Source organism: candidate division KSB1 bacterium (assembly GCA_034505495.1).
Taxonomy (GTDB): domain Bacteria; phylum Zhuqueibacterota; class Zhuqueibacteria; order Residuimicrobiales; family Krinioviventaceae; genus Fontimicrobium_A.
Genome location: JAPDQV010000035.1, coordinates 1 through 23,924, shown reverse-complemented (window position 1 = coordinate 23,924; position 23,924 = coordinate 1). Strand labels below are relative to the sequence as shown.

The following is a 23,924-nucleotide window of genomic DNA, read 5'->3' as shown; positions in this document are numbered from 1 at the left end:
AGTGTGTTAAACAGAGCCGAAAGGTCTCGTTGAATTTGAAAAAGATATAAGAAAAGGAGGCTTTTATGGAATACGAAGTCGTTCCCATGCCGAGAATCGGCGACAAAGCGCCGGCTTTTAAAGCGGTCACCACGCAGGGGGAGATCAATTTTCCGGATGATTTCAAAGGTCAATGGGTGATTTTCTTCAGCCATCCTGCGGACTTTACTCCCGTCTGCACCTCGGAGTTCATCACCTTTGCTTCGATGGAAGAACAGTTTAACAAGGCGAACTGCAAACTGGTCGGTCTGTCGGTCGACGGCCTGTACAGCCACATTGCCTGGCTGCGCACGATCAAGGAAAAGATCGAGTACAAGGGCATGAAGAACGTCGAGGTCAAGTTCCCGCTGGTGGAAGACATTACCATGGAGATTTCCAAGAAATACGGTATGATCCAGCCGGGAGAGAGCTCGACCAAGGCGGTGCGGGCGGTCTTTTTTATCGATCCCAAGGGCATCATTCGCGCCATCATTTACTATCCGCTCAGCCTGGGCCGCAATTTCGACGAGCTGTACCGCGTGCTGATCGCACTGCAGACCGCCGACGAATTCCAGGTAGCCACGCCGGCCGACTGGCGCCCGGGCGATGACGTCATCGTGCCGCCGGCCGGTTCCTGCGGCGTCGCCAAAGAGCGCATGGAGAGCAAAAAAGAAGACATTACCTGCTACGACTGGTTCTTCTGCACCAAAAAACTGGACAAGGAAAAGGTGATGAAGGCGATTTTGAAGAAATAACGCCTTTTGTTTTCCCTCGACCTCCTCTGAAGATCGTTTCGGAGGAGGTTTTTTTATTTTCGGTCGATCGGTTTTGGCCGTTTGCGGGCGAACGGCCGGCGGATATGAATGTCGGGGCGTTTCGTAGGGGCAACCCTATTTGGTCGCCAAAACGTCGTCTATGCGCAATGCGGCGATCGATTGTTTGATTGGGGCAACCGCGCGTTACATCGGGGCGACCACGTATTTAATCGGGGCAACCGCACGTTTTTTCGGGGCAAACACGTATTTAATCGGGGCAAACACGTATTTAATCGGGGCAAACACGTATTTAATCGGGGCAACCACGCAGGGTTGCCCCTACATGATTGCGCCGATAATCACGGCGGTCGTTCCGTGATGAACGCCCGCGATGCCGCGCAATACCGGACGGGCGACCCGATCGGATTGTCCCATCATGGTTGTCGCACCGGTTCGTCGGATATGTGCGGCGGTCCATTTCGTAGGGGCGACCCTATGTGGTCGCCCAAACATCGTCGATGCGCAATGCGGCGGCCGATCGTCATGTAGGGGCAACCGCGCGTTACATCGGGGCAACCGCGCGTTTTATCGGGGCGACCACGTATTTAATCGGGGCAACCGCGCGTTTTTTCGGGGCAACCACGTATTTAATCGGGGAAACACGCGTTTCATTGGGGCAACCACGCAGGGTTGCCCCTACGCGACTACGCGACTACGCGACGACGATCATTCCGCGATGAACAACCGCGATTGTGGATCGGCGCGCGGGGAATCGGGCATCGGCAAATTTTTGCGGCGTCGATCGGAATTTTCGGCGTCGTTCGATCGACGGCGTTTGGTGTCAGTCAGTGATACGGCGGCGGTGCGGTTGTGCCGTCATGGTTGTTGCGGCGGTTTATTGGATAGAGGCGATGGGACGTTTCGTAGCATCAACCATAAGGGTTGCCCCCTGATGTTTTTTATCTTCTGCTTTTCCCTCGTTCGCAGAGGGGCGGCCATTCTTGAAACGGCAATGCTTTGATTTGCAGAGCCGAATGGATTTTCGGTGGTTTCAATGGAATGATAATCAACTATTCGATGCCGAGCAAGCATTTTTTATAAAGCTAGGCAAAAACCAAAGAGCCTTTAGAATGTGCTGATGATAAACTTAGCGTCTTTGGCATCTTTCAATAGCCGATGATAAAAAAACCGGCTCGGATATCGTTCCGAACCGGTTGGGGATGGGGAAAAACATGAAGAAGCGGCAATAATCTCACAGAAACTGTTTTTAGATCTCCTCTTTGGCCGTCTGGCTGCTGCAATCGCCGCTACAGCGACCACCCTTCGCGATACTGGTAGTGCAGGAGGTCGTTGGCTTCCGGGACGTTGGTAATTTTGAGATTCTGCGGATCCCACATTAATTTGGTGTTCTTACCTTTCATGAACACGGCGACGTTGCCGAGCAGCATGACCTCGGTGAGCGGGCCGGAGTAGCTAAAGTCGGTCGTCGACCGGCCGCCGGTTTTGATCGCTTCGATCCACTCTTCGTGAATGCCGGGCGAGCGGGGGATGGTGTGCTCCGGCTGCTTGTACTCTTTCATTCTGCTTTCCGGGATGAGGCGCGGCGCGTTGCCGTAATCGCCGTGCATGAGAATGCCCTTTTCGCCGTAATAGAGCACGCCGCTGCCGCCGGTGCCCATTTGTCGGCCCGGTTCCAGTTCGTCGGGACGCGGCGGCGTCAGGCCGCCGTCATACCAGGTGAGCGTCACCGGCGGACGGTTGCCGCGCGCCGGAAACTCGTAGGTCACCATGGTCGCCAGCGGGTAGGCGTCGTCGCTGTACTCCGTGGAACTGGCCTGGACGCTGATCGGGTGTCCGAGATCCAGGGCCCAAAAGGGGTGATCGATGAGATGGGCGCCCATGTCGCCGAGCGCGCCGGTGCCGTAGTCGCGCCAGCCGCGCCATTTGAAGTGGCAGACGTCGGGATGGTACGGCTTTTTCGGCGCCGGACCGAGCCACAGGTCCCAATCGAGGTTGGCCGGAATCGGCGCTTCCTCCGGGCGCTTGAGATTGCCCTGCGGCCAGATCGGCCGGTTGGTCCAAACCGCGACGCGGTGCACCGGCCCGATGGCGCCGTCGTCCAGCCATTCCTTGATCAATCGCGCTCCTTCGCTTGCATGACCTTGATTGCCCATCTGCGTCACGACGTTCATCTTTTTGGCCGTTTCAGCCAAAACCCGCGCTTCGTAAATGGTCTTGGTCAGCGGCTTTTGGCAAAAGACGTGCTTACCCAGCTGCATGGCGTACATGGCGATGACGGCATGCGTATGATCGGGCGTGGCAATGACCACGGCGTCGATCTCTTTTTCGGTATCCAGCATTTTGCGAAAGTCCTGGTAGACCTTGGCTTTGGGGTAGGCCTCGATAGTCGATTTGGCGTAATCGAGGTCGACGTCGCAGAGGGCATAGATGTTGGCCAGCTGTTTGGGCTCGCGCATGCGTCGACGCCGCTCGCGGCGTTCGAGTTCTTCAGAGGTCAGCGTTTTCGGATCGACCTGCGGCTGTTCAGCCTGCTCCTTTTTCCATTGTTCGACCATGGCGTCCGGGGTGCGCAGCGAAAAGGCGTTGTTCTTGCCCATGCCGCCGACGCCGATGCAGGCGACATTGACCAGATCGCTCGGCGGCACGACGCCGGGCCCGCCGAGCACGCGCCGAGGAACGATGGTGAACAGCGCCGCCGCAGCGCCGACGGAGCCGACGAACTGTCGACGCGAAATGGCCGAGGAAGAGGATTCTTGTTGTTTGTGCATCTCAAACGCTCCTTATCGATTTGACTGCTTGGATGAATGCGGACAGATTTTCGGATGAAACGCCCGGCGGCATGCCGCCGCCGCAGGAAAAGATCACGCGATCCCAGCTCTTCAGAGAATTGAACTGCCGCTCCACGGCCTCCGCCACCTGCGCAGGCGTTCCGGCGGCCAATACGTCGCGCGGCGGAATGTTGCCCAACAAGGTCACCTGATTGCCGGTGAGCTCTTTCAGCTCATTAAGCTCGACGTCAAAGCCCATGTTAAAAAGATTGACGCCCATTTCCGCCAGATGCGGTGCGGAGGCGCGGCACGGTGCGTCGTTGTGGAGAAATTTCACCGTCACCGGCGCGGCGAACAGCTCCTTGAAATAGGGCAGGCCGAACTCGACGAACTGATCCTCGCTGAGAAAGCCGATGATGTCGTCCAGCAAAAGAATGCCGTCGATCGTGGAAAAGCATTCCCGCTGATAGTCCAGCCAGTCCTTGAGAAAATCGGTGATCCGGCGCAGCAGAGCATGCGTTTTTTGCGGTTCCATCATCATGGCGGTGAGGAATTCGGTCATGCCCAGCAGAAAGCCGGCGATGTTGAGCGGGCCGCGCGCGACGGCGAAACGAATGCGGTGGCCGAGGCTTTCGAGGCGCGGCTGCGCCCATTTCAGACGGCTGATGACGAACGGCAAAAGACCGTCGGTGCGGGGATCGGGTTGCGGCAGCGCGTCGATGTCTGCTGAACGCAGAGTGGAATGCGCATAGGGGAACTCGTTCTGCGGAAAGGTGCAGCGGACGCCGAACGCCGACGGTTCCGTGCACATGCCGAATTCCGCCCAAAATCCCGGCAAAAACAGCGCATCCGGAAAGAGCGAAACGGCTTTTAAATTGGCCTGCAGCCAGAGTTCGTGATCGGTCATGTATTCCAGGATCGTGATGCCGTACCAATTCGGCAGCCACGGCGAGTCGATAATAAAGCCGCAGACCGGTTCGCGGCTGCGGCCTTGGACCTTGGCAACCAGTTGTTGCCATTGGGGATCGGTCATTGGAAACCCTTTTATGATTTGCTATTTGCTTTCAGCGCGGTCGAACACCAGCGTGAGGTTGCGCTCGCCCCACTCGGAGGAAGAGTTGTGCTTGATCACCAGGGCCTTGCCGTCCTCGGCTAAACGCCATTCCTCGGTTATGTTGATCACGCTGCTTTGACCGTCGCGCTCAAAAGTGATGGCGGAGGTGATCACCAAAGCATCGCCGCTCTCGGACCAATTGGCTTTGGAAACGCGCTGGGAGTTCCAGATTTCGGAACGACATTCTTGGCCGTCCAGCGTCAGTTTCTGTTCCGTCACCATTTCGCTGCCGTCAAAGCTCGGCATGGTGTTGCTGATCGTCAGGTCGTTGTCGCCCTGAGTGATGACCATTTTGGTTTGAATAAATGCCGCTCCCATCTGATCGAGTTTGCTCTTGCTTTCGTTAAAGCGCCACTCGCCGTTGAAATTCACCTTGGCGAACGCCGAGACGGCAAAAGCAGTCATCAGAAGGAATACGTTAATGCGTTTCATAAAGTCACCTCGTTGGTTAGGGTTCATGGGTTTTGCAGTTTATCGGCAGATTAGCGTATTCTCCATACCGTATAGGAATGCGGCTTGAGGGTAAAGCGGAAGCGTTTTTCGCCGATATCCTGGCGACGAAAGTCCTGCACCGCCTCGCCGGCAAGCTCTTCGCCTGTCAGGAGATTTTGGAGGCTGTCGCATTTCGGCTTGACCACCACTGCCGCATCGGCGGACTCGTCGAGAAACGACTCGACGATAAAGGTGTGGTTGTCATAGACGAACAGCGCGATGCGGCTCGGACCTTCGAGGCGAACCGGCATGCCGGCGGAAACGGTCTGCCGCAGCAGGTTGAGAACCGCCGGCGGCAGATGGTACAGGTCGGTATAGTTTTCCGGTACGGTGAGGACATAGAGCCTGCCGTCAGCATAGCCGGCCGAGTGCAGCAGCGGCCAGCCGTTGGTTTCGTCGAACGCCGAAATCTCCTCCCACGAATCGTTGGTCAGGTAGTGGATTTGCGGGATGAGCATTTCCGCCTCGCTGTTCTGCATCGGCCCCCAGCCGGCACGGAACTGCTTGACGAGGGCCTTGCGGTCGCTGTAACGCAGTTCGACGATGTCGTCCAGCTTGGGGCCCAGTTTGCGGAGCAGTCCGGAGGTGATGAGCACATCGTTGCCGTTCGACAGCTGCCGCTTGATTTTGGCGACGAGCTGCGGGTCAAAGGCGGCGGCTTCGGTCAGCACGACCATCTTTTCGTTTTGGGGGAAGTCGGGGACCAGATCCATGGGGATGCCGATCATGCCGAGATAGGTCTGCAGAAAATCCTCGCCGAGCGAATGATACGGCTTGTAGCTTTTGATGCCGACGGGATTGCCCAGCTCGCCGAGCAGGCCGTCGACTTGTTGCAAGGCGTAGCCGGCCAATAGCGACAGCACGGCTTCGGAGGTATAGCTGCCGTCCTCGTTGAGCGCCGGTTTGATCATGACGTCGAAATCGAGGCTGGTGCCTTGTCCATGCCAAGGGCCGCGCAGGTTGGGTCTCAACGGCATCTGCAGGCCGCGAAAGTCGAACAGCGTCTGTTCCGGGGCTTTGGCAAAGAGCGTCAGCCATAGCTGTTCGGCGTAACGGTCGGCATAGCGCATGCCGCCGGCATCGACCCAGCCGCCGTAATTTTTGCCCGGTTTGAGGTTTTCGAAGTAGCGGAAAATGAGGTAGCCCAGGTATGCCTGCAAGTGTTGATTGCTCGACGGATCGCGCGTTTCGGTGCCGGTGTACAGGCCGTCGAACAGCTTGGGGCCGGTTTTAAGATTAAAGCCCAGGCCTTGAAAGTGCTCGTACCAGTTCGGATACTTGATGATGACCCGCACCTTCGGATTGACCTTTTTGGCCGGTTCGATAATGAGCTCTTTGGCGGCGCGGGTGAGCAGGTCGAGGCGAAAATCCGTCCAGCTGCGCCTGCCCTTGGCGGCGATGCAGCTCGGGCATTTGCAGTTGGTAAAAAAGAAATCGTCGAGAATGATTTCGTCGAAATTGCGGGCGGTGAATTCGACGATTTCGCGCAGTTTGCGGCGGTGCTCCGGATTGGTGTAGCAATAGGTTTGGAAGCGGTTCATCTCGTTGACGGTAATGGTGATGCCGCCGGAGGTCTGCACGCCCCGCGCAGCAAAAAAGGCTTTGGCCTTGTCGAGCGTCTCCTGGTCGACCACGATCATGTCGCGGTGCGTTTCCAAATAGATTTTGCTGATCTTGACGTGTTTCTGCATCAGGTCGAACCGTTCGGCGAGCTTGGTCAGATCGCCCATCTCACGGACTTCGTAAGCGCGCGCATAGACCGCGACGTGAAAATTTTTATAGGAATCGGCTGAAGCTGGGCTGCAGCACGAGATCGACAGAACAAGGCCTGCAACGAGTCTTTTTTTTGCCATGTCTTTGTTCCTATAAAGAGTGCGGCGTTATTGCGGCAGGAATCCGGCCAGCGCATAGATCAGCGCCGCCTGCCAGTTAACGGCGATTTCATTGGTGGCATAGCTGGCTTCTTCGTCGACCCAGCCGGTTGCGCTGTGACCGCCGCCGACCAGATAGCCGGGCCACGGCGCCTCGATCGTGTCGGCGCCGGAACGGCGGTCGTGCGGATGCAGCGGCGGATTGTGTCCCAGGCCGGTGACGTAGGAGCGGCTGTAGACGTTGCGGCCGAAGAGATGCGCCAAAGCATCGAGAGCCGCGCGGCGATAGTCGGCTTTGGGCGAGAGGCGGTAAGCGATCTGCAGGTTGAGCACCTGGCGGGCGACCGTGCCGTTGCAGCCCCAGTAGTAGCGCTCCAGCGGCCTGCCGTAGACGTCACGACGGGCGTGGGCGGCAATCGAATCGGCGCTTGCCAGGAGATCCGCCTTTAGCCGCTCGTAAAATTCCGCATTCCTGCCTTGACGCTTGGAGAGGAGATAGGTGAAGGAGCCGAGATTACGCACGTTGCCCCAGTCCCAATCGTCGTCGATCAAGCGGCTTTCCGAAGCGGCGGCTTCGCCGCGGCGCATTTGCGGCTTGTATTCGCGGCTCATTCTCTCGAAATCGGCGAGATAGCCGGGATCGCCCGTGGTCTCCCACAGCTCGGCTGCGGCCCAAATGCGGTCGTCGCCGTCATGCGTGGCATAGGCGCCGGTGCGAAAGTCGCCCATGCGGAACGGCACATTTTCGGGGTGCTCCTGAAGATAGGCATAACTTTGCTTGGCCGCCTCGAGGCACCTCTGCGCGTAGGCGGCATCGTAAGGCTGAAAGATGCGCGCGGCCATGGCGGTCATGGCGGCAAAATCGGCCGTAGCGGCGGAGCTCCACTCGGTGAAGAAGCGTTTGCCGTCGTCGGCTTCGGGCATGACAAAGCCCTCGAAATTGGTGCGCGTCAGTTTGTGAGACACGCGGCCGGAGCCGTCGGGATAGGCCATCTTGAGCAGCCAGTCGATCTCCCATTTGATTTCCTTGAGGAAATCGGGATAGCCTGGAGCCGTTTCCGGCAGATGGAGCGCTATTTTTTCTAATTGCGGCTGAAAGTGCTCCCAGGCCAGGAACAGGCAGCCGACGGTCACCCCGGCGTTGACGACGTATTTGCCGTAATCTCCGGCATCGTGCCAGCCGCCGACGCCGTCGCGTTTGACGCCCGGCCGGCCGAGATAGTCCTCATAGCCGTCGTCGAGATGACAAGCCTCGTGACGATAAACGTTGCCGTTGTGCGTTCCTTCCACGGCGGTTCCGCAGCGCCACAGGTACATGGCGCGCATGGCTGTGTAAAAGGCGTCAGCGTACACATTCTTTCCGATACGGAAAAGAGGCGACTTGCCGACGCCGGCAATTTCGATGTAATAGGTGCCGGGTTTCTTTAAAGCGGAAAAATCGGCCAGCCAGACCTCATGGGGAATGTCGTCCTGCTTGAACGGGCCGACCGCTTTGCCGATCAAGACCGTCTTGCCCTTGCTCGATTTCACTTCGAAGCGCGTGCAGGGCGCCGCAAGGGTCGCGATTTTCGGCGCGTCCGGCAAATAGCCGATGGAATTGACCGCGATTGTCTGCGCCTGCACGGCAACCGCAGCGGCCGCCGACAGAGCCGCAAACAGCAACCAGGCAGATTTTTGTCCCATAGAGCCTCTTTTCACACTTTACCGTCTATAGGACGAACTTTCAGCGCTTTTGTTCTGCAAGGGCGGTTTGAATGTTGGCGATCGCCTCGTCTATCTCTTCCGCGCTCTTGAAGCCGATGGTCATCGCATCCACCAATCCGGATTGCACGGCAAAGGTGATCGATTTCCTGCGCTCTTCCGCCGTTTTAAAGGCGCCTTCGCCCATGATCTTCATGCCGATGACGCCGTGACCGTTCTGCCGCATGAGTTTGATCTGTTCGATGACCGGAGCCAGATGCTCGGGCCTGCTGTCATTAAAGACCTTTTCGTCCGGCGTGTCGATGTTTACGGCTTGGGGATTGAGGCGCACCAAATTGACCTCGACCCAGTCGAGCTGAGCGGCGCGCTGCAGCGCCGGCAGCGAGTGACAGGAGACGCCGTGGCTGCGAATAATGCCGCGCGCTTTGGCCTCGGAAAAGGCGTCGATGAGGGATTTGTGCGTTTCCGGCCAGTCCGCCGTCACCTTGCAGTGAATCAAAAGGCAGTCGATATAATCGGTGCCGAGCTCGCTGCGGAAGCGGTCGATTTCCTTCAAAGGATCCTCCGGTATGCCGCCCATTTTTGTAAGGATGAACAGCTTTTCCCGCGGCAGATCCTTGATCGCCTCGCTCGTAGGCGTAACGGATGAGCGCATTAAAGCCATCGTGTCCCAGATCGCGCTGCAGCCGGCCGCCGTAAGTGCCGACGCCGATGCCCAGACGGCTGAGGGTCAGGCCGGTCTTGCCGAGCGGAACCTGGTCGATGGGGGATTGACCGGTTGCGCTCTCGGCGATAAGCGGCGGTAGTACGGCCGCCGCGGCGGCGGTTTTCAAAAAATCTCGGCGGGTGATTTTGTGACGATTCATTTCTCCTCCAAAAAATTGTGTAATTTTTTTTCAATTCATTTGTCAAGCCACGGAGGCACGGAGGTCACACAGTTTTTATAGAAAATGGGTCGAGAGGTTTGTTGATTTTTTTGAAATAGTTCAGCATATAAATCAGCCGAATTAAAAATCTCTGTGCCTTCGTGGCAAAAATTATTGATTGAAAGGTAAAAAGATCGGCGAACAAAACAAAGGCGGTAAATTGAGGTTTTTGATTCACCGGCAGAATCACGGAGGTTCTGATCTGCCCCGCCGGAGAAGCGCATCGCGGATTTATCTGTATGTTCGACAGACTATGCGAAGATAAGGTTTGTTCATAGTCATTACAGCCTGCAAAGCTGTATTTTCCATCTTTCGAGAAATTTGCCGAAAAGCAGATTTGATAAGCTGCAGGTCTTGGTAGAGAATCATAAAGGGAGAAACACGCTGGTTTTGCGGAAAAGCGTTTGTCGGGTTCCGGCGTTTTGCCTGCTGTTCGGCTTGATTCACACCAACAAAAAAGGCGTCGGCGGAAGATGCCGACGCCTTTTGCCCAAGAAAGGAGCGGCTATCTCAGCAGCACGCATTTAACCGTTTTCTCGACGCGCTCGTCGGCGCTCACGGCTTTCATGCGCACGAGATAGGTGCCGCTTGCCAAAGACTGATTGCGGCTGTTGCGGCCGTCCCAAACGATGCGGCGCAGGCCGGGCGCCTGGGGTTCCCGTACCAGCTCGCGCACCTGCTGTCCCTGCAGATTGTAAATTCCCAGCTCGACGGTCATCGGCTTCGGCAGTTCAAAAGTGATCACCGTTTCCTGGTTGAAGGGGTTGGGGTAAACCGGCAGCAGCGAGCAGCTTTTCGGCAAGGCCTCTGTCTGCGCATCGTCGTTGACGGCCGTGTGCACCGTCGACAGCAGCACCGCCCAATCGCGATCGACGTCGTAGGGCGGACGACCGAGTGAAACTTTTCCCGGCCCCTGCACCTCAAGCACGCTGCCGCGCCGCAATCTGCCGCCTTGGCGCGGATCGAACCAGGCGACGTGATAGGTCGTGCCGTCGTTCTTGAGGTCAAGCGTTTGCTCGCCGCCTTCCAAGAGATAGACGAGATAGGTATCTCCGGGCTTGGCAAGACAATAGCCGACGCCGCTTTCGAGCAGCGAATCGGCCGGTTCCATTTGCCAAAAGGGAAGGTAAGTGTGGAAAAACTGCAGCGCCGCGGCCGTCTGTTTCCACATGGTTTCTCGGGTGCGCCAGTCTTCCAGGGATTGATCCTGACCGGCGCAGTACCATTCGACGCCCGCACCGCCGGCCATGAGATTGGCCCATAAGCCGTACTTGCGCGGCCAATCGCGTGTCGGATCGACCGCGTCCGGGCGCAGGCCGTTGGCCCAGCCGCCCATTTCGTCGCCGCAGACGATCCACTTGTGACCGGCAGCCGCCGAACGCTTTCGCCATTCAAGCGTCAGGCGATGCACCGGCAGCCAATTGATGACGCTGAGCTGATCGCCTTTTTGCGGCTCGAACACCTGCAGGCTGGCGCCGTCGAACAGCGGAAAGCCGAGCAGAGGACCGTAGATCGGCTCATAGCCGTCTCGCTGGGGATCGGTATGCACGACGATCGGATGGTCATAGGGATCGAGCGCCTTGATGAAGGTGCAATAATCTTTGAGCTGCTGCGTCGTGTTGGTGTTTTCCTCACCAAGATTCCAAACCAGCGCCAAATGATGGCTGAAGCGCGCGATCAGTTCCCGAAAATAGAGTTTGCGCTCCAGACCCAATTCTCCGTCGTTCAGCAGCTGATCGTTCTCAGTCTCCTGCAGAACGACGTGCAGCTGAATGCCCAGCCGATCCATGTGAGAAAAGACGATCTCCCACTGCTCGAGCTTGCTGACATCGAAACGGTGATAGGCGTGCGGAGCGATCCACGGCCAGACGTCGTCACCGTCGCCGGTCACGTTCATGGTCAAAAAATAGACCGAATTGCCGCCCTGGGAGGCAAGATAGTTCAAGGCGCCGATGATGCCCTTGCCCTTGCCGTCCTGCCAAGTCGGATCGCCTGGCCGCCAGTCGCCAAGGTGCGGTTCGTAGCGGTGCAGACCGTTGATCAGGCCGGGCAGCGGTTTGCCGCCGTTATCCCACGTACCGTCGAATTCGTAATAGGCGAGAAAATTTTCCGGGCTGTCGGCGCCGCCTTTGAGAAAATATTCGCCTGTTTCGGCAAAGCGTAGATGGTGCCCGCCGACATACTGCAGCAGTCCTTTGGCGCGGAAATCGGGCGCCTGCTTGTCGCTTGGGGCGACGGTAAAGCTGCCCTCGACGCCGTCGAAGGCGGTCGGCTCGCCGCTCTCCTCATTCAGATCCACGGCAATGTTCGAGCCGAAACGAAAAGAAGCCTTGTAGCGCCACAAGCCGACTTGATCGGGAATCACCACCGCCTGCCATTTGCGGCCGAAATCGGCGCTCGTTTCTGCAGCCCGTCCGTCGGCGGCATAGAACCCCGGAACCTGAATGATGCGGCCGTCGGGAGCAGTAAAAGTCACCGTCAGACGATAATCTAAGAAAGGATTCGGCGTTGCAGTCTCGGCGCTCGGCGGGCCGTCAAAAGTGAGGGTGACTTTGTGCCATTTTTTCAATTCGCCGGAAACCAGCGGCTCCCCGGCCTGCGGCACGACCATCACGACGACTTCATCGGACGCTTGATCGCCGTCATTATCGATGACGGTCAAGCGAAATACATATTTACCCTCTACCAAACCCGATAAATGCAGGGTGGGGCTGTCCGTCCCTTCGAGTCGGGCGGGCGAAGGGCCGGCCGTCTGTTCCCAACGATAGACAACGATGACGCCGTTGGTGTCCGTAGCGGTTCCCGTCAATGTAAGCGTGTCGGTCGGCAGCTCCACGAATCGGTCTTGTCCGGCGTCGACCGTCGGAATACCTGCTCGAGGATCAAAGGCGCTTAAATTGGCTGAGGGGATGATCGCCTTTTTAAAGCCTGGGCCCTGAAAACGAAGCTGCATAATGGAGCCGCCGCCGTCCTGAAAGTATTCGAGGCGAATCGGGTACCATCCTTTTTGTAGGGATCGTGAGGCGCGGTCTTCTTTAGCTGTATGGGTTGTCCAATTGTCGATCAGCTTGTCCTCACCCAACCATAGGCGAACCCCGTCGTTGCTCATGGTAAAAAACTGCCAGGAGCCGGTCGAGTCGATGCGCACAAAGCCGGTCCAGCGGATGGAGTATTGGCCGTCGGGTTTGACTTTTGTACCGGCCGGAGCCGCGCCGAGGGTTGTATCGTCGAAATTAATAACGGAGTCGATGCGGGTCTCGACGAATTCAGTCAGGTTGAGATCGTCGTAATAAGAGCCGAGCAGGCCGTGGGTAACGGCGCCGAAAAGGGGCAAAGAGAAGCAAAAAAGTACGGTAATTGTTTTGAACATTTTCCCAACCTCCACCAATTTGTTCACACTATAAGGTAGCAAAAGATCGCATTCTGCACAAGAAAATATTGAATTCAAAATTAAAAAAGCAGGCGGAACTATCCTTTTGCTTTTTGCGGTCGATGAAGACCAAAGAAAGGTCAATCGGTTTAAAGGCCGTCAATGCTCTGCTTTGGGAAGAAAAAGCCGTTTGTGGTGGTCCTGTTGCAGCTCGAGGAAAAAATGGTTTAATGAAGGAGCCCCAATCTCTTACGCAAGCTGAAGAAAATGGCGGCCGCGCGGATTGAACAGCACTTTGAGCTTTTTCGGCAGAATGCGCACGTGGAATTTTTCGGCAAAAAACAGCTCACCGTCCAAATGATGCGGAACGGTTTCATCGAACTCGACATAGAGTTCCGGTGCGCGGAAATACGAAACTTTGGGATGACCCAAATGACCGCCTTTCGGCGCCTTGAGAAAGAGCTTGAGCCGTTCGAAAAGCGGCAAAGGTTCGACCAGACAAATATCGAAAAGTCCGTCGTCGGCGTAAGCCTGGGGCGTCAGGTAATAGCCGCCGCCGACGCGCCGGCCGTTGCCGATGGTGTTCATAAAGGTCAGCGCCTCGTGCTTGTGCCCGTTGAACTGCGCCCGCAAAGGTTTTTCGCGATACAAAAAGAGATTTTTGATGATATGCCGGAAATACTTGGTGCCGCTGCCTTCCTTGACGGATTGATCCGGGCGATAATTTTCCGCCGCCACCTGGGCGTCAAAGCCGAGTCCCATGCCGTTCAAAAAATAATTTTCATTGCACTGGCCGACATCCATGCGTGTGGCGTGTTCCTCGAAAAGAACGTCCCAGTCTTGGTCGGTAAAATGCTCGGAAAAGCCGAGTACCGGCGCAAAATCGTTGCCGGTGCCTGCTGAAACGATGCCGAAAGTCACCTGCGGATGCTCCAACAGGCCTCTGGCGGTTTCGTTGGCGGTACCGTCGCCGCCCACCGCCACGATGATCTTGCAGCCTTCGCGCGCCAGCGCCGCCGCCAACTCGACCGCATGCCCCCGACGCTCCGTAAACACCAGCCGTGCATCGAGGTTGTGTTGGCTGATCTTTTCCTTCACCTTGGCTGCATAATGGCGGGCGTAACCGTTTCCCGCTATGGGATTAATGACGAATCCCCATTTTTCTTTCGACATGAGCGTTCTACCTCTCCATTACGTTACTCGGTGCGGGAATCTCTTGATAAGGACGGCCTGTCAGGAGCTGCATCTCGATGATCTCCCGCATACGGTTCAGAATATCCTGCGTCGACAGCCACTCCAACTCTTCATAGCCGATCGGTTTACCGACAATGATGCGCAAAGGCGCTCGGATGTCTATCGTCGATCGGTTCTTGGGCTTTAACTGATAGAAACCGGTCAAGGTCACCGGCAGCACGTCAAGCTTTCCGCTGCGCATAATGTGAACAAAGCCGCGCTTGAATTCGCCGAGTCGGCCGTTGAGGGTTCTCGTGCCTTCCGGAAAAACGGCAATGTTGAATCTTGCCGCACCCGCCAGCGCCTGATTTAGAATGCGTCGTGCGCTTTGCGTCGGATCCCGTTCGACGCCGATATAGTTCAGCCGCTTCAGCATGCGGCCGAAGAGCGGAATGCGCAGCAGATAGTCGCGGCCCAACCAGGCGACTCCGGGCCAGATCGTCATAACCGCCGGGATGTCGTACAAGCTGGAATGATTGACCAGGATCAAAAGACCGTTTCTTTCCCGCGGCGGTACGCCGAAGCGCTCGATCCGCTTTCCCATTAGAACGAAAAGACCTTGAGCCCAGAGCTGTACAATGCGCAGAAAGGGGCGCTGGGGCAGCAGGTAGGAAGCGGCAATGCCGATCGGCACGGCAATCGCCGTAAAAGCGAACTGCAGGGTGTAAATGAAAATCGTCAGAGCGGTTTTCGGCATGGGGCGACGTCCATTTGCGTTAAGCATAAATTAAGAATTTGATTCAGAAAATCAAATGGAAATAGCAAAAAAAATCCCCGGTCGCAAGCGGCCGGGGATCGTGAGGAGGTGAGTCAATCAGAACAGCATGCTGACGGTATAAGCATGCACTGTTCCAAGGAGGCCTATATCGCGCAGCGCGTAGTCGATGCGCAGGCCCAAGCGGGAAAGGCGCGTCGAGATGCCGAAACCGTAGGAGGGACCGTACTCGGATCGATCCATGAACAGACCTTTATAGCCGGCGCGGAGGTAAAAGCTGCCGAAAGAAGGCAGCGTAAAACGATATTGTGCACCGAGATTGACCGATTCGCTGTTGTTGTTGGGATGCAGCGCATCCGCCTCGAGCGTAAGGCGGTGATTGTGGGTTACAATCGGATGCAGCGCCACGCCGATGCGAAAGATCAGAGGCAACTCCCAAGACTGAGTGAGATATTGGCCTTCGACATAGGCGTAATTGCCGCTGACGTTGGGATTGGGATCGATGGGCTGCAGAAGGTCCATGCCGTCGTAGCGCATTCGGGTGCCGTAATTGGCAATGCTCATGCCGATGGCCAGGCCGTCGCTGCGGTCGCCGGTGGGCGAAAAGAAGGGGGTGTTGACCAAGGCGCCCAAATCGATGGCCGCCGCATTGCCGCTGACGTGCCAAATCGTCGAGTTGACGTACTTGATGCCGGCGCCGAAGGAAAACCACTCCGTCAACTTGCGCGCGTACGACAGTTGAAAGGCGAACTCGGCGGCCGTATAGTTTTCGCCGGTGCCGTCCTGCGCCGCCAGAGTGGTGACTTTTTCTTTGCCGTAGTTCATCTGGTTGATGGACAGCGCAAATACGCCGTAGCGCGGCAATACCAAGCCGACGGCCGCAAAGCTGGTGTTGATGTCGATGACCCACGGCTGCATGCTGAACAACACCTCGTTGCGGCTCATCATCGCCAAACCGGCCGGGTTCCAGTAGCAGGATTCAAGGTCTTCGGAGGTGGCGACGACCGCATCGCCCATGGCGTTGCCGCGGCTGCCGTAACCGATCTCTAAAAAGTTTGCCGCCGTGGTGCCGCGGCGATAGGGCTGCTGCGCCGAGGCAACCGCTGCCAAGATGAGCAGCAGAAGCACGATATATTTGATCGAGATCTTCATGATCGTTCACTCCCTCATTACTTGATGATGGCAAACTTGCCGATTTTTTCGGCGCCGGTTCGTTTCGACTTGACGTGATATAGATACATGCCGGCGGCGATGTCCAAGCCTTCACTCGATTTGAGGTCCCAGTGGGCAATGCCGTTGTCGGCGGCGTTTTCCACATCGATTTCATCGACAAAGACGCCGCTCACAGTAAAAATGGTGATCTTGCACTGTGCCGGCAGATGGGTGAACATGATCCGACGCCGCTGATTGAGGAACTGGTTGAAAACCGCCGGTTCCATGTCGTTGGAGGCAATGTAGGGGTTGGGCACGACGGTAATTCGGTCCATTTCCTCATTGATTTTTTGCAGATTCAGCTCGCCTTCCGGCAGCACCTTGAACGTCAGCGAATCGCAGGTAAAGAAGGGGCGATTGAAAGTGGCAAAGTAAACGTCGCCCGCCTGCGGTTGTTCGTAGAATTTGACGACAAACACGCTCTTTTTCCAGCGGTTGCGGTCGTCCGTCACGCCGAACAAAACGCGGTCTTCCTTCCAGTCGAATACGCCGTTGGCATTATCATCAATGCCGATGACGTCCAGGGTGTCGTATTCGCCGGTCGCATGCGGAAAAGTTTTATTGATCATAAAGAACGGCCATGGTTGCCGTGCGAGCTGCATCTCAGGCGGCACTGGTCCGGCCGTATCGCGCACGACGGTCTTGGTGGCCGCCGCTTTGCCGATGTAGGCGCTGGGATTATTGGTGAAAATCAGCTCATAATCCCATGGGAAATATTTGACCGCATCTTCAGTCGGCGCAATGCCGATGCTCGCGTTGCCCTGCACCCAGCCGGAATTGGCCAAGTCATAGCCGCCGTGCAGCGAAGAGATATGATTGGCCTGCATTTGGATCACGACGCCGTCGGCAATATCGGAGGTCAGCGGACTGCCGATTTTCAAAAACCAATCCTTTTCCGGCGCCGTTTCGTCAAAGTTGATGCGGTCGTAAACCAGATTGTCGAGGATGGCATGCTCCGGATCTTCTTTGACCACCACGCGATTGCTGTCGGTAACGTCATAGATTTCGTAGCCGTTGGTCAAATAATAGTAGCCGTTCGGCGTGTCCTTGAGCGCCGTCTTGATCTTGGCTGTGAACTTTAGCGTATAGATATGATTCGGCTTGAGGGCGTTCTTGGCCACGATTTTTGGCTGCGCCCAACCGGATGTCTTTTTGAGACTGTTGGCCAAAATCTGCAGCGAGGGCGGCGTATATTCCGGCGGTGTGCTGTGCGGCGTCACGATGGCAATGTTTTGACCGATGCGGCGGATCTCTTCGAACTCGTCCAGTTCGATAACCAGATTGTTTTCCGACGGCGCTATTCCGGGCGGAGCGAGATCAGGCGTGATGCCGTAATCGTAGGCTGCCAACCCGTAGTAATAAGTCACGCCGTTTTGCACGTTTTCATCGACGAAATAATGCGTGATGCCGGTGTCGTCGCCCAAATAGTAGCCCATGCCGTTGAGCAGGCCGTAGTTGGTAAAGCCGCGCCTGCCGTTTTTCAGATCGCACTGGTAAATGGCTTTATAGAGCGAAGGGGTGCCGTAGCCGTCGGTGATCACCATGGCATCTTGAAACTTTTTGTCCGTGGCGCGGATGAGTTTGTAACCTTCAAAGTCGTTGACTCCGCGCAGGAACGGCTCGCGGGTGGCTTTGTCGGCAACATCGTCCCAGGTCAGCACCACTTTGCCGTCGTAGGCGGTGGCGGTCAGCGTCGGCATCTTGGGCGGCTGAGCAAAACGATAGTCCTTCTCATAGATCAGCTGCACGACGCGTTTGAGCTCATAAAGAATCGGCGCCTGCGGCGGCTTTTGATTCAAGCCGTTCAGATCGTCGAAGGAGTGCAGCATGGACATGGAGACGCGCTCGGTGCGGCCTTTGTACAGGGGGAACGGGCCGGAGGCAAAGATTTCGATCAAGTTGGAAATCTCGCCGATGTACTCCTTCAACATGCCGGTGCCGGTCAACTGCCACATCACCCAATCCTGATGGAAGGTCTTTGGTTTGCCGTTCAGCGTTTCCGCCACCGGGAAAAGGGTAAAGGCCGTCAAGCCGATCATATCCGATTCGGTCACGTCGGTAAAGTTGTAGTTGGGTTCGCAGCCGAAGCCTTCGAGAAAGTCGGGGCGATGGTTGCACTCGCCCTCATCCGGGCCTGGATAATTCAGCTCGCCGGGTCCAATGCCGTCCAAGCCGACATCATCGCCTGCGTTTTCGTCGATATCGTAAATGCCGTTGCCGTTTTTGTCGTCGCCGTCCATCCAGTCCTGATCTTCGTCGCCTTCCCAATGGGGACGCAGATCGGAACGATTCAGGGCGTAATATTTCAAAAAGGCTTCCAGATCGGCGATACCTTCCTCCGGCCCCAGCAGGCGGCCGGCAGTCGGATTGTCGCGCTTTTCGTCGATCAGGCCGTCCTGGTCGTTATCGACCCCATCATAGGCGGCGCCCGGGCTTTCGAGGTAGGCAAATCCCATGGTGCCGACTTTTAAACCGCCCGAGCCGACGCCGTTTATGTCCCAGGAAAACGCCATATCCAAATAGGTGTCGAAAAAGCCGATCTCGTCGTTGGCGTCGTTGCCGATGGCATTGTCGACGTGAAAGCCGAACGCCACCTGCGGCAGGTCATAGTCGGAGATGTTGGAAACGTTGTACTCCCAAAAGATGGCGTCGCGCGCCAGGGGATTGTTCCATTGGTAGCCGCGCGCTTCAACGCGCACGCCGATACCGCCCCACGGGCAGCCGTATTGAATCGTCACATCCGGCCGCTTGTCGCCGATTTTAACGCCGGGGCGCGGATAATATTTCAGCGGGCTTTCGGGCTGCAGATACTCCTGATCCTGGGCATCATTGCAGGCAAAGTAGGTCTCCAAGTCCGCGTACATGACTCCCAAGCCGAAGCGGCCGTTCCAGACCCCCGGCCACTTGAGCTGATCGCCGCGCGCCGGCCAGCCTTTCGGCGGCCAGGAATCGGGCAGATTGCTCATCGCCGGATACTCGGAAAGCTCATTGAAATAGCCGAAGACCGGATAGATGATCCAGGGAATCGTGCCGGTGGGATCGACGTCATAACCGCCGCGGAACGCAGTCTGGCAGTACCAAAGCGTATCCAGCTTTTCAGCGGCAATGCGCACCGGATCGGTCACCGGCCGCCAGCGCGCCGGATCGTTCGGATCCTTGGTCGTGTCAGGATCGAGGAAAACTTGTGCGGTGATAAGGATGTTGACGCCGTCGGTCATTTTCGAACCGGTGGCGTCGTTCGGCCATTTGGACACTTCGACGCGCGGCCAATCGGCCAGTTCGCATTGATTCTTGAAGGTGATAAAGACGCGGTTGCCGGTCATGTAGCCTTCGCGGACCGCGGCAATGTCGCCGGCCGGGTCATCCGGCCCGTCATACGGTTTGCCCTGCGCCGCCGCTTGTTCGACCGGCATTCCCAAGACCAAAAGCAGGATAAAAACAAAAATCTTTTTCATGCCTAATCCTCTCGATTAAGGTCGTTTCATCGTTTTCGGCTCTCAGAAGAGAATTCCGAGTCCGAGTTTGACGAACCGCGGCGCCTCAATGGCCGCCGGATTAATGACGCGGTCGATGTATTCGTTGAACAAGCTGCGGTGGCTCGCCAAGTCGGTAGGCAAAATGATCGCCTCGTTGGCGCGCCCGGTAGTGGGATTGACGAACAGCTCGTTCTTGGCGTCGAACAGGTTTTCGATCAGCAAACTGGCGCGCAGCGTGTAGCGGTTGCTAAGCTTGAAATCGTAATAGCCGAACAGGTCGGTACGGAATTTCGCCGGTTTTTTGGCATTGTTCGGATAGAGATTGACCTTGTACAGACGGCTCTCGGCGATCGGCGTCCAAGTGTACGGCGTTCCGTGATCATAATAGGCCGCCAGGCTGATGCTGTAGTTCTTTTCGGCATAGTTGACGCTGGCATTGAGCGTATGCCGCTGATCCCAGGACATCGGAATCAACCGCGGAATCGGGTCTTTGCTCTCACCGGCGCGGGTAAAGGTCTGCGTCGGATTGTCGGCATTGCCGCGAGTGTACTGCAGCGTATAGTTCACCATGGCGAAGATCGGCCCGAAGCGCACATCGTACTTGACTTCCAATCCCTTGACATTGCCGTAATCTTTGTTGGTGTACAAGCCGTACTCGATCTGGTTGTAGGTGCTGACCACCTTCATACTGAGCAGGTCGTAAATATCGCGGTAAAAGAGGTTGACCTCCAGTCCCATGCCGCGCACGATCTCCTGCCACAAACCGACTTCGTACTGCACCGTCTTTTGCGCTTCCAGCTGTGGATTGCCCATCTGCGTAGCATAATCGGTCGGCGCGACGAGGAAGGAATGGTTCTGATAAAACGCATAGAACGGCGGCGCCTGGAAGAAATGCCCGTAGCTGAAGTGCAGCTTGGCCGCGTCGCTCAATTGATACGAGAGGCCGAAGCGCGGGCTGATCTGCTCCTTGGGGTCGGCTTTGAGCAGCGTGGACATTCGTTCAGGATTGTCGGGAAAGCGCAGCTGATTGGCCGGATTGCGCAGGTTGGAGGGATATACGGTGTTGGGATCAAAACGGTCGTAGCGCACGCCCAAATTGATCACCATCTCGTTGAATTCCATCTTGTCCTGCAGGTAGGCGGAGAATTCTTTGGGACTCTTGCGGTACTCTTCACCGTACTGCGTCGAATCGCCCAAGATCACCGGCTGGTAATTGGGAAAGATGTAGGTGTTCTTTTCCGGGTCGAAATAGTTGTCGAACTCGTTGTCTTTGTTGCGATAGAGATTAAGAATAGTGTAGGATTTGTTGTCGAGAATGTGATCGATATACAGCACGCCCGCCTTGAGGCTGTGATTTTTATGCGCCTGCCAGGTCACGTCCAGTTTGGCGGTGTGATCTTTCTGCAGCCGCACGACGTGTCCTTTCTGTTGGCCTCCGGTGTAAAAGCCCGGGCCGGTAGCCGTGGCGTAGCGATCGTGGATATAGCGGCTGTCCAACGGGTTTTTATAGAGATAATTGCCGTAATAATTGTCCAAGTAGGAATATTTTGCTTCATAGAACAGGGATTTGCCGATGCTGTGGTTGAGGGTCACCGCCCAGAGATCGGTGTTCTCATAGTTTTTCGCCACGCCGTCGGGTGCATATTTCCAGGCGTGCTGATAGGTGCCCCACTCGTTGTCGTCGCGCGTATAGGAGGCGGTCAGCTTGACGTCGGGCAACGGCTTGTAGGTCACTTTGCCGAAAAAGGAAGCGTACTGTCCGGCGGACATCGGCACGTAAGCGCTGTCGCCGTTGTGGATGTCGAACCAGTTGCGTCGGTCGTCGGAAGAATAATCGGAATAGTCGGTCATCAGGAATCTGCGGATGCCGTTCAGGTGATTCTTGTTGTCCTGATAGCGCAGGTTGAAGAAATAGTTCAGCTTGCCGCGCACGATCGGCCCTTCGAGCTGAATGCGGTAGTCCTGATTGCGCGTGATCTCCAGCGGTTTGAGGCCGATGAACAAGTCCGTATGGGTTGTGTAGTAATTGCCGAGTTGGCCCCAGATGCGGCCGCGGAGCTGATCTGCGCCGTCTTTGGTCACGGCGTTGACGATGCCGCTCATGGCGCGACCGTACTCGGCGTTAAAGGTGCCGGTGATCACTTCAAGGTCTTTGATGACGTCGTTCTCGATCGTCACCGTCGCGTTGCCGCCGCCGAAGGACTCGTTGACCGGAACGCCGTCGACCATATACGATACCTCGCCCAAGCGGCCGCCGCGAAAGTGCCCTTCGACCACGCCTGCCTGCATCTTGATGACGTCGCCGAGGTTCTGCAGCGGCAGCACGTCGATCTGCTCGGACGACACGTGCCGCACCGAAGAGGTCTCGTCTTTTTTATAGGACATGGCCGTGGCGGTGACGGTGATCGTTTCGCCCTGGATGACTTCCGGCGCCAGCTGAAAGTTGAGCGTGGTCGTCGCGTTGACGCTGACGAGGACGTCGTTGTACTGAACGGCGCCGTAGCCGATCATCGTTGCTTTGACCGAATATCTGCCCGGCGGCAGGTTGATGATGAAATAGTCGCCGTCCATATCCGCCGCGGCGCCGAAGCGGGTATTTAGGACGGTTACATTAGCGGCCGGCAGCGGCTCGCCGGTCGATTTGTCCGTCACTTTGCCGGCGATTTTGCCGGTGGTGGCGGCGAAGGAAACCCCGCTCCAGAGAAGCAGGAGACACAGAACCGCTACAAGGCTTTGTTGTTTCACGACACTCTCCCTCGCTGATTGACTGACGAAGCTAAAGCTCCCAATCGTTTGTCCGAAAGCCGCGGTGTGGCCCAAACCGCGGCTTTCTTCTTTACAGGCCTTCTTAATCGATTTCGAACCAGTAAGAATTTAAAAAAATATCATTGAATGTCAAGGATAAAATCTTGAGGGAATTTGAAGATCCGGCTGATTAATCCGTCAGCTCATCATAGTAACCAAGATAGCTGAGATGAAAGATGGATTGCAAAGCCTAGGGGCTCAGTGTCCGTGACGCCCCGCCGGTTCTGCCGGTAGTTAATTTTCCGCCTGGAGGCTCGGCCTTTGTAGAGTGACGGGAAGGCTTATCATTCGGTGGTCAAGATGACTTACCCCAAGTAGTTTTTCAGGTTGAGTAAAGCCCGCGCATGCTTTTCTAGGGGGATGCGGCGGGCTTTTTATTGAGTCCTCAGGTCTGTTGAAGCAGTTCAGGTGAAGGGGAGGGGAAAGGGAATGAGATTTTCGGCAACTAGGCGAAGAATGAGTGACAAGTGGGGAAACGAATCGAAGGGAAGGTTATTTAGGGAATAAAGAGCGGTCTGGAGCCTAAGCAGCCGGTGCGGAGGCTTTTAGAGGAGGGGGATTAAGATTTCCGCGGGCTGGAAGCGGCAAGTAATTGAACAGCAGAATGAAAATGGTCGGTGTTGCTTTTTAAGGCTTGCCTGCATTCGGAAACAGGTTACAAAAAGTTACAAGAAAATTGCAGAAAATTTTATGATGGAGGGTTTGTTGCGAATATATATATATAAGGGACAACAAAATAGGAGGGATGTTTATGATAAGATGAAGCCGAACCGAAACGAAGAAAGATTTAGTAAACAAGTCTACCAAAAAAAGGAGGGCGGATTCAAGTTCCAAGTGTAACAAATGAATTAAGGAAAAGTTCGGCCGAAGTTTTATAGTCGAGACATTTTCTCTGCCGGTTGTTCAGTTTATCCTGAATGATTTTGATCCGTTCTTTGTCAATATCCTCAAAACCGGTTTTATTAGGCAGGACATGCCGGATTAAGCCGTTGGTGTTTTCGTTGAGGCCGCGTTCCCACGAGCTGTAGCTTCAGGGATGGGCGAAAAAGAAATCGGCGCCGAGAAGTTTCGCGATTTCCTGATGTTCCGAGTTCTCTTTGCCGTTGTCGGCGGTAATCGTAAATACTTTGCCTCTGTAAGGGGAGAGCATGGCGACCAATTCGTTTTTAAGCAGGGCCGCCCCGCGCCGAGGGAGCCGACCTATGAGCGTGAACCTGGTTTTTCGTTCGACGATGGTAATCAAGGCTCCCCGATGATTTTTGCCGATCATTGCCTCGAGTTCCCGGTCGCCGGTGCGCGTTCGTTCATCGACAACGGCCGGACGGGCGTCAATGGTGACGCGGTTCGTAATTTGTCCGCGACGGTCTTTGTTTGCGCCGTTTTTTCCTGCCGAGCCTGAGATGCCGGTGCCATTCGCCGCCCTGTCTTTGATCGTAGAGAATGAAGC

Annotated in this window: 15 protein-coding genes; 2 read left to right on the top strand and 13 right to left on the bottom strand. The window is 56.1% G+C overall.

Annotated features, from left to right (window positions below; genetic code table 11):
• The first annotated feature begins 65 nt into the window (after positions 1-65).
• Positions 66-773, top strand: coding sequence for a peroxiredoxin (locus ONB24_12350; GenBank protein ID MDZ7316904.1), 708 nt, complete (start codon positions 66-68; stop codon positions 771-773).
• A gap of 1,307 nt (positions 774-2,080) precedes the next feature.
• Here ONB24_12350 and ONB24_12345 read toward each other — a convergent pair.
• The 6 genes from ONB24_12345 to ONB24_12320 are packed head-to-tail and all read right to left on the bottom strand — an operon-like array spanning position 2,081 to position 9,320.
• Entirely contained in the window at positions 2,081-3,562 is a 1,482-nt protein-coding gene (locus ONB24_12345; GenBank protein MDZ7316903.1) for a Gfo/Idh/MocA family oxidoreductase, read from the bottom strand.
• 1 nt (position 3,563) lies between these two features.
• Entirely contained in the window at positions 3,564-4,595 is a 1,032-nt protein-coding gene (locus ONB24_12340) for a uroporphyrinogen decarboxylase (protein MDZ7316902.1), read from the bottom strand.
• A 21-nt stretch (positions 4,596-4,616) separates the two neighbouring features.
• Positions 4,617-5,108 carry a hypothetical protein gene (locus tag ONB24_12335; protein MDZ7316901.1) on the bottom strand — a complete coding sequence of 164 codons (492 nt, stop codon included), beginning with the start codon at positions 5,106-5,108 and terminating at the stop codon, positions 4,617-4,619.
• A gap of 50 nt (positions 5,109-5,158) precedes the next feature.
• On the bottom strand, positions 5,159-7,021 hold the full coding sequence (locus ONB24_12330; protein MDZ7316900.1) for a hypothetical protein: 1,863 nt from the start codon (positions 7,019-7,021) through the stop codon (positions 5,159-5,161).
• A gap of 27 nt (positions 7,022-7,048) precedes the next feature.
• Complete coding sequence (locus ONB24_12325) at positions 7,049-8,722, bottom strand: glycoside hydrolase family 9 protein (GenBank protein ID MDZ7316899.1); 1,674 nt, start codon at positions 8,720-8,722, stop codon at positions 7,049-7,051.
• Positions 8,723-8,762: 40 nt separating this feature from the next.
• Entirely contained in the window at positions 8,763-9,320 is a 558-nt protein-coding gene (locus ONB24_12320) for an aldo/keto reductase (GenBank protein MDZ7316898.1), read from the bottom strand.
• On the opposite strand from ONB24_12320, the gene ONB24_12315 reads away from it, so the two are divergent.
• On the top strand, positions 9,310-9,546 hold the full coding sequence (locus ONB24_12315; GenBank protein ID MDZ7316897.1) for a hypothetical protein: 237 nt from the start codon (positions 9,310-9,312) through the stop codon (positions 9,544-9,546). The two genes, ONB24_12320 and ONB24_12315, sit on opposite strands and share 11 nt — an antisense overlap.
• Positions 9,547-10,171: 625 nt before the next feature.
• On the opposite strand, the gene ONB24_12310 is transcribed toward ONB24_12315, so the two are convergent.
• The 7 genes from ONB24_12310 to ONB24_12280 form a co-directional block, all read right to left on the bottom strand.
• A complete protein-coding gene (locus ONB24_12310) occupies positions 10,172-13,036 on the bottom strand; it encodes a PA14 domain-containing protein (protein ID MDZ7316896.1) in 2,865 nt (954 codons plus the stop codon).
• A 249-nt stretch (positions 13,037-13,285) separates the two neighbouring features.
• Positions 13,286-14,209, bottom strand: a complete 924-nt coding sequence (locus ONB24_12305; protein MDZ7316895.1) for a diacylglycerol kinase family lipid kinase — start codon at positions 14,207-14,209, stop codon at positions 13,286-13,288.
• Positions 14,210-14,216: 7 nt separating this feature from the next.
• Entirely contained in the window at positions 14,217-14,966 is a 750-nt protein-coding gene (locus ONB24_12300) for a 1-acyl-sn-glycerol-3-phosphate acyltransferase (protein MDZ7316894.1), read from the bottom strand.
• Positions 14,967-15,083: 117 nt separating this feature from the next.
• Positions 15,084-16,136: a PorV/PorQ family protein gene (locus tag ONB24_12295; protein ID MDZ7316893.1), complete on the bottom strand. Its 1,053-nt coding sequence runs from the start codon at positions 16,134-16,136 to the stop codon at positions 15,084-15,086.
• A gap of 17 nt (positions 16,137-16,153) precedes the next feature.
• Entirely contained in the window at positions 16,154-19,651 is a 3,498-nt protein-coding gene (locus ONB24_12290; GenBank protein ID MDZ7316892.1) for a hypothetical protein, read from the bottom strand.
• Positions 19,652-19,693: 42 nt separating this feature from the next.
• A complete protein-coding gene (locus ONB24_12285; GenBank protein ID MDZ7316891.1) occupies positions 19,694-22,417 on the bottom strand; it encodes a TonB-dependent receptor in 2,724 nt (907 codons plus the stop codon).
• 1,090 nt (positions 22,418-23,507) lie between these two features.
• Positions 23,508-23,924, bottom strand: a 417-nt coding sequence (locus tag ONB24_12280; GenBank protein ID MDZ7316890.1) for an IS30 family transposase, incomplete at its 5' end; no start/stop codon positions are given.